At 71.4% G+C, this 9,084-nt stretch carries 7 protein-coding genes and 1 pseudogene; 5 read left to right on the top strand and 3 right to left on the bottom strand.

Annotated elements, in window-relative coordinates; translation table 11 throughout:
- The 3 genes and pseudogenes from D7Y13_RS33075 to D7Y13_RS33065 all read left to right on the top strand — a co-directional run.
- Nucleotides 1–1,213 (top strand): annotated as a pseudogene (locus D7Y13_RS33075) (AAA family ATPase); the annotation flags it as partial.
- A 35-nt stretch (nt 1,214–1,248) separates the two neighbouring features.
- Nucleotides 1,249–3,534 (top strand): vWA domain-containing protein, encoded by a 2,286-nt coding sequence (locus D7Y13_RS33070; RefSeq protein WP_120585751.1) that lies wholly within the window; start codon nt 1,249–1,251, stop codon nt 3,532–3,534.
- A 24-nt stretch (nt 3,535–3,558) separates the two neighbouring features.
- Nucleotides 3,559–4,131: a PspA/IM30 family protein gene (locus tag D7Y13_RS33065; protein ID WP_120585750.1), complete on the top strand. Its 573-nt coding sequence runs from the start codon at nt 3,559–3,561 to the stop codon at nt 4,129–4,131.
- Between the two features lie 10 nt (nt 4,132–4,141).
- On the opposite strand, the gene D7Y13_RS33060 is transcribed toward D7Y13_RS33065, so the two are convergent.
- A complete protein-coding gene (locus D7Y13_RS33060; protein ID WP_120532650.1) occupies nt 4,142–5,023 on the bottom strand; it encodes a DNA integrity scanning protein DisA nucleotide-binding domain protein in 882 nt (293 codons plus the stop codon).
- 127 nt (nt 5,024–5,150) lie between these two features.
- Between D7Y13_RS33060 and D7Y13_RS33055 the strand changes: the two genes are divergently transcribed.
- Entirely contained in the window at nt 5,151–5,513 is a 363-nt protein-coding gene (locus tag D7Y13_RS33055) for a TraR/DksA family transcriptional regulator (protein ID WP_014395767.1), read from the top strand.
- 92 nt (nt 5,514–5,605) lie between these two features.
- On the opposite strand, the gene D7Y13_RS33050 is transcribed toward D7Y13_RS33055, so the two are convergent.
- Complete coding sequence (locus D7Y13_RS33050) at nt 5,606–6,373, bottom strand: double zinc ribbon and FHA domain-containing protein (RefSeq protein ID WP_120532651.1); 768 nt, start codon at nt 6,371–6,373, stop codon at nt 5,606–5,608.
- Nucleotides 6,374–6,484: 111 nt separating this feature from the next.
- Between D7Y13_RS33050 and D7Y13_RS33045 the strand changes: the two genes are divergently transcribed.
- Complete coding sequence (locus tag D7Y13_RS33045; RefSeq protein WP_233595956.1) at nt 6,485–8,179, top strand: serine/threonine-protein kinase; 1,695 nt, start codon at nt 6,485–6,487, stop codon at nt 8,177–8,179.
- 214 nt (nt 8,180–8,393) lie between these two features.
- On the opposite strand, the gene D7Y13_RS33040 is transcribed toward D7Y13_RS33045, so the two are convergent.
- Nucleotides 8,394–9,084: FHA domain-containing protein (locus tag D7Y13_RS33040; protein WP_120630891.1), on the bottom strand; the 691-nt coding region annotated here is incomplete at its 5' end.

Below are 9,084 nucleotides of genomic sequence, written 5' to 3'. Positions count from 1 at the left end.
GGGGGAGGGCAGGGGCGGCGTGGCGCTGCTCACCGCCATCCGCGACGTGCTGGAGCTGTGCCGCGCCGTGCCGGAGCTGCGGCCGGGCCATCCCGCGCTGTGCGAGGCGTCCGCGCGGTTCCTGGAGCAGGCGCTGGAGATGAGCGCGTCCGCGGCGGAGGGGCTCGCCTTCGAGGACGGCGTGAAGATGGAGTGGCTGGTCGGGCTCGCGGAGAACCTGGAGGAGGAGCTGGGGGTGATGGGCTCGCTGGCGGTGCTCCTCACGGAGACCGTGCCCGCCCTGCACGAGCCCCTGCGCGATGCCGACCGGAACACGCGCCAGCGGGTGGTGACGGCGCTGCGGCGTCGGGTGTCGGCGGCGTTCCCCGCGGGGACGGCCCGGGGGCGCAAGGATCCGTTGGATGCGCTCTCCGCGGATTCGCGGCGCCTCACGCAGTTGGAGAAGGCGCTGACGGCGCTGGACCCCGCGCAGGCCGGATTGAAGCAGGAGCTGCTCAAGCCGCTGAGCGTGGCGTACGCGCGCGAGGTGCTGGGCGCGACGCCGTTCGAGCGCATCGAGCAGTACGGCCGAGCGGTGCAGGCCGTGGCGGAGAACCTGCGGCGCGAGGGCGTGACGGCCGAGCCGGTGCTCGTCGAGTGCCGCGAGCTGATGGAGACGCGCCTGAAGGAGCACGCCCGCGTGCTGTCGCGCGAGGTGGCGAGTCCGCCTCCCGCGCCCACGGCGGTGCTCAACGGCGACGCGTACACCTACTACCGGGGGGAGCTGACCACGCAGGCGCCGGATGGGGAGCTGGCGGCGCTGGTGGGCCTGGACGGTCAGTTGATGGCGGCGCGCCCTGCTTCCGCGGCGGCGTTCCTCTCCGACACGGTGCGCGCGGCGGTGGCCCAGGCCGAGCTGTCCTTCCTCCAGTCGCGCATCAAGTACCTGCGCAGCTGGCTGACGCAGCTGTTGTCCGCGCTGCCCACGCCGGAGTCCCTGACGGCCCGTGGCGACGCGGAGCGCACCTTCGAGCGGCTGGTCCGAAGCCGCTTCCCGCTGCTCGCGCTCAAGGAGGGGGAGCTGGTGCGGCTCAAGGCCACCCTGGGCATGCTGGAGACGCTTCCGGGCGAGCTGGGCACCAGCGCGCACAAGCTGTCCGCCCAGCTTCGCGGCATTGACGAGGACTTCGGACGCTTCAGCCGGCAGGTGCTGGAGCGGCGGACCGCGCTGTGAGCGTGGCACCGGTGGACGGAAGGCGGCGCTGAGACGTGCTGGCGCGGCGACTCACCCAGCTGCTGCAGCGCCTGGATGCGCTGCGCCAGCCCGCGACACCGGGCCGGGTCGGCGCGTCGTGGTCCTGGCCCTTCGGCCGCAAGGTGAAGGGGCCGGAGGACCTGTCCCTGCCGGTGCTCGTTGCGCTCGACCGGGAGATGGATCGGGTGGGCATCCACACCGCCGCGGATGCGCGGCTGCTGCTCGCGTTGGGCACCCAGCGGGGCAGGGCAGGGGTGCTCGCGCAGGGACTGGCGGGGCGCGCGGCCCAGGCCCTGGAGGAGTTCGAGGAATGTCTGCGCCGCGTGGAGCGGGCGCACCGCTCCGGGGAAGTGCCGGCGGGCGCGCTCACCGCGCTGGACCGGGGCTTCGTGCGACTGGCCCGCGCGGTGAAGGTGGCGGACCTCTTCGGACGCCCGCTGGCGCCGCTGGAGGAAGAGGCTCCGTTCGAGATCTTCGACCGCCCAAGCGACACGGATCGCCAGCGGCCGCCTGTCAGCGCGAAGCTGGCGGTCGCGGAGCTGCTGGCCATGCGTGCGCGTGAGAACGTCATCGACCTGGTGCAGAAGCGGCGCGACCTGGACCTGGCCCACGAGATGCTCCTCCGCCTGGGCACGGACGCGGACCGTGCCCGGAGCATGGCCCTGCGCAACGACGTGGCGGAGGCGCGCGAGCGCGTGCGCGAAGTTCCTCCCACGCGCTCTCTTGAAGCGCTGGTGCGGGGCGTGCGTGAGACCGCCCACAAGGATCCCCGGGGCGCCTACCGGTCGTTGCAGGGCCTCTACGAGCGCGCCCTGGAGGCCGGAGACTCGGAGCTGGCCGCCGCGGCCCGGAGCGCGCTCACCCCGTTGCTGCCCCCGGAGCCCCGGCTGACGCGGATGGTGGAGAACGCGGAGTCGGAGTCGCTGGTCCGGTGGCTCGGGGAGGCGGACGACGCGGCCGAGGACGTGGAGCGACAGGCGGAGGGCGGGCCGGACGAGCGGCTTGCGGACCTGGCGTTCTCGCTCCAGCCGGAACAACTGGCCACGTTCGACCTGGCGGCCGGGTGCGCGCGCTTCTTCGACGTGGAGGATTCGCTGACGGAGGAGATCGTCGAGTCGAACGCGTCCGCCGCGCGAGCCGTTCCGCGCCAGGTGCCGTATCCGACGCAGACGATGTCGTTCGCGACGACGGGCAGCCTGGACGAGATCCACCAGTTCGTCATCACGGACCCGCGACGGATCCTCCAGGACCTGGCCGCGCACCGGCAGCTCGTCCGCACCTACCTGGACGACGCGCCTCCGCCCAAGCCGCGCAAGGTGAAGCGCACCGCCGTGCGCGTCTACGTCTGTGACGCGTCCGGCTCCATGCACGGCGCGCGGGCGCGCTTTCGCGATGCGCTCATCATCGCGGAGCTCAACAACCTGCGGGTCAAGGCCCGGCGCGACGAAGCCTTTGATCCGCTCTACTTCAGTTTCTTCAACGACGTGCCCACGGAGCTGGCCCGCGTGGACACCGCCGCGGAGGCGACGCGGCAGATTGAAAAACTCTTCCGCGACTCGCCCGCCGAGGGCCAGACGGACATCTCCCTGGCCCTGCTGTCCGCGTTCGACTCCATCCGCGCCGCGCAGGGCAAGGACCCGTACCTCGCCCGCGCCACGGTGGTGCTGATCACCGACGGCGAGGACCGCGTGGACCTGGACCTCATCCGCCGCACCCGCGCGCCGATGGGCGCCCTGGACATCGCGCTGAGCTTCATCTCGCTGGGCGAGGAGAACGCCGACCTCAAGTCCCTGGTGCTCGAGCAGCGCGCCGCCGGAGGCCGCGCCTTCTACCACCCGCTCTCCGACGAGGAGATCCGCTGGGCGCGCACGGAGTTCGACACGCCCTGGCGTACGCTGCTGCCGCGCGACGTGCCGGCCACGATGGAAGCGCTGGAGGCGCTGGGGCCGCACCTGGATGCCTTGGAGGCGGTGGCCTCCGGGCGTGCGCCCCTCGCGGGCGTGGCGGTGGAGGCGTCCTTCGACGCGCTCTTCCCGGCGGTGCCCGCGCCGTCCCCCGGGCCGGAAGTTCCTGGCGCGGACCTCGCGGCGCGCGTGGTGGACATCCTGGAGGCGGTGGGCGAGGCCGCGTCGCTGGCGCCCACGGACCGGCGCGCGACGGAGAGCGTGGTGCTGCTGCAGCACCTGCTGTCCGTCTATGGACTGACGCCCGCGCGCTACCTGGCGGTGCTGTCCGGCGGCGATCGCCCGGTAGCGACCGCGCTCGAACGCGTGCGACTGCTCTGCCGTCCATTCGGGTAGGCTTCGGGCCTCAAGGCACGCGCCATGTTCGGCTTCCTCAAACGCAAGAAGACGCCTCCGGCGCCCGTGGATCCCCTGGCCACGTTCGACCGGCTCATCGAGGACCTGGAGCGCCAGGCGGCGGAGGTGCGCAAGTCCGCCGCCACGCTGCTGGCCCTCAAGGGAGCACTCGCCCGAGGGGTGACGCGCTACACGGCCCGCCTGGGCGACATCGCCGGCAGGTGCCAGACGGCCCACGACCGGGGCGACGCGAAGGGCGTGGGCGTGCTGGAGCGCGACCGCGTGCAGACCGAACGCCTGCTGGAGTCCACGCGCGAATCCCTGCGCCGCGCGGAGCGGGACGCGGAGCTGCTGCTCTCCGCGGCCGGAGACCTGGGCGAGCGCGTGGCCGACCTGCGCATCGAACGGGAGAGCGCGTCCGCGCGCATGGCCGTGGGCGGCGTCATCACCGACACGCTGCGCGAGCAGGTGGAGCGCTTCGACCGGGTGCTCGCGCTGGAGGCCGCGCGCGACGAGGTGGAGAAGGCGCACGCCCTGGCGGACATCTACCGCGAGGAGCACGGCCCCGCCGCGACGCCCGAGCGCGCGAAGGAGTAGGGCAGGGGCCTCAGGAGCGCCGCGCCGTCTGGTGCAGCTCCAGCACGATGCTGCCGCCCTTGAGCAGTCGCACCGCGCCGGACGTCTGGCTCACCACCAGCGCGATGCAGTGCGTGGTGGAGGTGATGCCCGCGGCGGCCGCGTGCCGCGCGCCCAGGCCCAGGGGAATCTTCACCGTGTCGTCGTTGGCGGACAGGTAGCGGCCGGCGGACAGCACCACGCCGTCCTCGCGGATGACGAACGCTCCGTCCAGCACGGAGAAGTTCTTGATGGCGTCGCGGATCTTCGGGTCGAGCACGTTGCGCTCGGCCTCCGACAGGCCCTGGAACGGGTTGATGGTGAGCTGCCGGCTCTTCTCCAGGACGCTCGTGTGGTCGCCAATCGTGATGATGGTCCCGATGGGGTGGCCCTCGAAGCCCTCCTGGCCGATCTGGAGCGCCAACTGGATGAGCGCGTCCACCACCTGCGAGTTGAACTCCTCGCCCAGCTTCACGCCCTCGATGGCCAGCCGGTCGTCCAGCGAACCGCCAATGCGCATCTGCATCAACGTGTCCGGTGCCCGACCCACCTTTCCCGTCATGCACAACACCAGGTCACCTTCCTTGAAAGCACCCTGGGAAAGCGCGGACACGAGCGCTACCTTCACCCGCTCGGTGCGCGAGTAGTCGTAGGCGGGAATGACGAGTGCGCGTACCTTCTTGCGCTGGTGCTCGTGCGCCAGCGCCTCCAGCGTCACCGCGTACACGAGCTTCTTGCGGGCAGGACGACCCCGCAGGTCCTCGGGAGGAATGGGCGTGTCACAGATGTAGAGGAAGTGGTCGACGTCGCTCTTGGCGGCCAATGTCAGCGCCGAGCGCAAGAATTCCCGATCGAACTTCGTGTTGTCGCTCAAGCCGCCCCTCGTGCACCTATAAATTCCAGCAGGTCAGCTTGACACTGCAAGGTGCATAGATAAAGCTTTCGGGCCCTTTTTTTCAGGGGCCAGGCCCCCTCTACCCGCCCCACCTGGAGCGCAGGCTGTGAACCAGAAAGATCTCAAGCGTTACAAGAAGATGCTCGAGGACAGTAAAGCGAGCCTGCTCGAGAGCGCGAAGAAGACCCTGGTGGAGGAGTCTTCCTTCGACACCGACGACCTGCCGGATGAAATCGACCAGGCCGCCTCCGAGTACACCCAGTCGATGGTCTTCCGTCTGAGGGACCGCGAGAAGTTCCTGCTGCAGAAGATCGACGGCGCGCTCAAGCGCGTCGAGGACGGCACCTTCGGCATCTGCGAGCGCTGCGAGGAGGACATCTCCCCCAAGCGTCTGGATGCGCGTCCGGTGACGACGCTCTGCATCCGCTGCAAGGAAGAGCAGGAGAAGAAGGAGAAGTCCTACGGCTGACGCCGGAGCGTGAAGGATGCTGGCCGCACGGGCCCTGAAGCGCCGTGCGGCCATGTCGCCTTCATGCGGCAGGGCCCTTCAGGGAAGTCCGCTCAGGCGACGACGGCCTGGATTTCCACGCGCAGCAGCTGGCGGCCGATGAGGAAGTGGTCGCCGTTGTCCACGAACGTCGGCCCGGCGAGCCGGATGAACGTGCCGTTGGACGAGCCCACGTCCCGCACCATCAGCCGGTCCCCCCGCACCTGCAGCAGCGCATGCCGCCCGGACACGAAGCCGTCCGTGGGGAAGGCGATGTCGCCCTGCTCGCGACCCAGCAGGTTGTCGCCGTCCTTGAGCGGGAAGGCCGCGCCGCGCAGGCCGCCCTCCAAAAGCTGGATGAGCCGCAGCCGGTAGCCGGGATCCGGTGAGCCCCACACCTGCGTGCCGCCGGGCCCGAGCGCCGCGGTGGGGATGGGCTCCAGCACCAGGCGCTGACGGCCCAGGCGCAGCTCTCCGCCCGCGGGCAGCTCGCGCTCCTGACGCAGGCGCACGAAGACGCCGTTGGCGCCGCCCACGTCCTCCACGGCCAGCCGGGCGCCGGAGAAGAAGAAGCGCGCCTGCACGGGCATGATGAAGGGGTCGTCGTTGAGCGCGATGTCCGCCTGCTGGCCGCAGGTGAGGGTGTCGCGCTGCATGCGCACGAGGGACTCGGGGCCGCCGTCCGCCCGCACGACGCGGATGGACACCTGCGGGCGCGAGGAGACGTGCGCCACGGCCATCACCATCGTCCCGGAGCGCAGCGCCGAGCCGCAAGCGCGGCATACGGTGGCATCCCGGGAATTCTCGGTGTCACAGCGGGGGCAATAGTCCACGGCGTCCATGAGAGGCCCTCTTCTAGCAGGCTGGAGCGGTGTTGGGGGGCCCGGCGCGCATGGCTTGCTCCGCACCCGAAGGGCATGGTGAAGTCCCGACCCCACCTACTGGACGCTGACGTGTACTGCCCTTCCTGCGGCGCCGACGCCGAAGACTCTTCCCGCTACTGCCCCGCCTGCGGCGCGACGTTGTTGCGCGCGGCGGAGGGCGGCGACGAGTACGTCGGCAAGACGATTGCCTCCAAGTACCGGGTCGAGGCCCTCATCGGCGAGGGCGGCATGGGCAAGGTGTACCGGGCCCGTCAGCTCGCACTCGACAAGGTGGTGGTGCTGAAGGTGCTGCGCCACACGCTCTTGTCGGACGAGCGCACCGTCGCGCGCTTCCAGCGCGAGGCGAAGGCCGCCAGCCGGCTCAATCACCCCAACTCCATCAGCGTGCTGGACTTCGGTCAGGCGGACGACGGCGCGCTCTTCATCGCGATGGAGTACGTGTCCGGGCAGGACCTGCATCAGATCCTCAGCCGCGAGTGGCCGCTGGGTGAGGCGCGCGTGGTGCGCATCGCCCTGCAGATCCTCAGCGCGCTGTCGGACGCGCACGGCGCGGGCGTCATCCACCGGGACCTGAAGCCCGAGAACATCATGGTGGAGCAGCGCCGCAACGAGCCGGACTTCGTGAAGGTGCTGGACTTCGGCATCGCGAAGATCACCGACGTGCAGGACGAGGGGCCGGCCCTCACGCGCGCGGGCTTCGTGTGCGGCACGCCCGAGTACATGTCGCCGGAGCAGGCGCGGGGCGCGGTGCTGGACTACCGCTCGGACCTGTACGCGGTGGGCGTCATCCTCTACCAGCTCACGACGGGCCTCCTGCCCTTCGAGTCCGATTCGGCGGTGGGCTTCGCCACCAAGCACCTCACCGAGGAGCCGCCTCCGCCCTCGCGCCGCCGTCCGGAGGCGCGCATCTCCCCGGGGATGGAGCGCCTCATCCTGCGCGTCCTGTCGAAGGACCCGGATGACCGGCCGGCCAACGCCAACGCCTTCAAGGCGGAGCTGCTCGCGGTGGACAAGGAGCGCCGGCGCGGCGGTGCGAATGACATCGCGCCCCGTCGTCCGCAGGCGGCCGGGGTGCTGGCGCCCCTTCCGCGCAAGTCCCAGGCGGCCCAGAACCAGGAAGCCAAGAACAACACCGGTTGGAACGACGTGACGGTGGAAGCCACCGTGCGGGCGCTGCCCGACACGCGCACCCCCGTGTCCGAGGAAGCCACGCTGGCGCCCGAGGAGGCCCGGCGCGCCAAACGCACGTCGGAGACCGCGGCCGGGTCGGGGGGCGGTGAGGGGCTCATCCTCTTCTTCAAGGCGCTCACCACGGTGCTGGTGCTGGGGGCGGTGGGCTTCTTCGTCTACTACTTCGGCATCGGCGCGGGCAGCGGCGCGGAGGGCAACACCTACCTGCCGCCGGCCAATGCACCCCGGCAGCTCACCGCCGGCACGGACCCGAACCAGCCGCCCGAGTACCTGCGGCAGATTCCCAGCACCTCGCGCAACGTGGACAAGGCCCGCAAGCTGACGCAGGACGGGGACCGCGACGTGCTCTCCGGCGAGCTGAACCGCGCGACGGCCAGCTACAAAGAAGCCTTCAGCTACAACCCGGAGGCGGAGCTGGCCCTGAAGCTGGGCGAGCTGTACTGGCAGCGCGACCAGACGGACGAGGCGCGTGGCTGGTGGGAGCGCCACCTGCGGGACATGCCCGACTCCAAGGCGCGGGCATACATCGAGCTGCGGCTCGGCAGCGCCGTGGCCCGCCCCGCGGCACCCTGACGCGGGGACGCAGGCCTGGGGGGCTGTTCCCCTGGCGAAGGGGCGAATCCGGTGGCGCCCCGCCGGTCCACGCTTGCATGGAGCGGCTTCCCCGGAGCTGGAAGGCTCCAGACTGGCGCCCTCCGGCTGACGGGTGGGGGCCCATGGAGCCCCCGAGTGTTTCCGTCCGCTGAAGGTTCGGCCCCGTCCGGCGGACGCGGCGACCCACGCTTCTTCAGCCGAGCGTCTCCACCTGCACCACGTGCTGGCCCAGGCGGACCCGGTCTCCGGGACGCAGGGGGCGCTCCGTGGCGGGCGGGATGCGCACGTAGGTGCCCAGGCCGCCGGACAGGTCGCGCAGCATCGCGCCCGTCGCGGTGGGGCTCAATTCGCAGTGCCGGCCGGCGAGCCCCTCGTCATGCGGGTACGCGAGGTCGCAGTGGGCCTGCCCGATGGTCAGCAGCGCCGCAGCCGTCACCACCGCCCGGCCCGCCCTGCCTCCCATGTGCACTTCCTCCACGCCGTACAGCGCCTGACCCAGCGGCACCGGCGAGCCGTAGAGGTTGGGCCGGCCGGCGACGGGCGGCGGCGACTCCACGCGGCCCGTGAAGCGGAACAGCCGCTGGCCGGCGCTGAAGAGCGCGCGCGGCGCCAGGGGCTCCGTGCCGGAGAAGGTGACGTAGACGCCGGAGGCGCTCGTCTCGTCCCGGACGAAGAGGGCGCCGTCCTTCACCAGGAAGGTGGCGTGCAGCGGCGACACGAAGACGTCGTCGGGGAACAGGATGGCCCCGCGTTGACGGCCCACCACGCAGCCCGTCACCGGGAGCTTGTAGCGCTGGCCGCGCGTCGTCCCGGCGATCACCGCCAGCCCGAAGCGCGAGGCCACCGGCGGCGGACGCGACACCGGCGTCCCACCCGTGGGGGAC

It is taken from the genome of Corallococcus praedator, from assembly GCF_003612125.1.
Lineage (GTDB): Bacteria > Myxococcota > Myxococcia > Myxococcales > Myxococcaceae > Corallococcus > Corallococcus praedator.
This window is presented reverse-complemented; position numbering and strand designations above follow the sequence as displayed.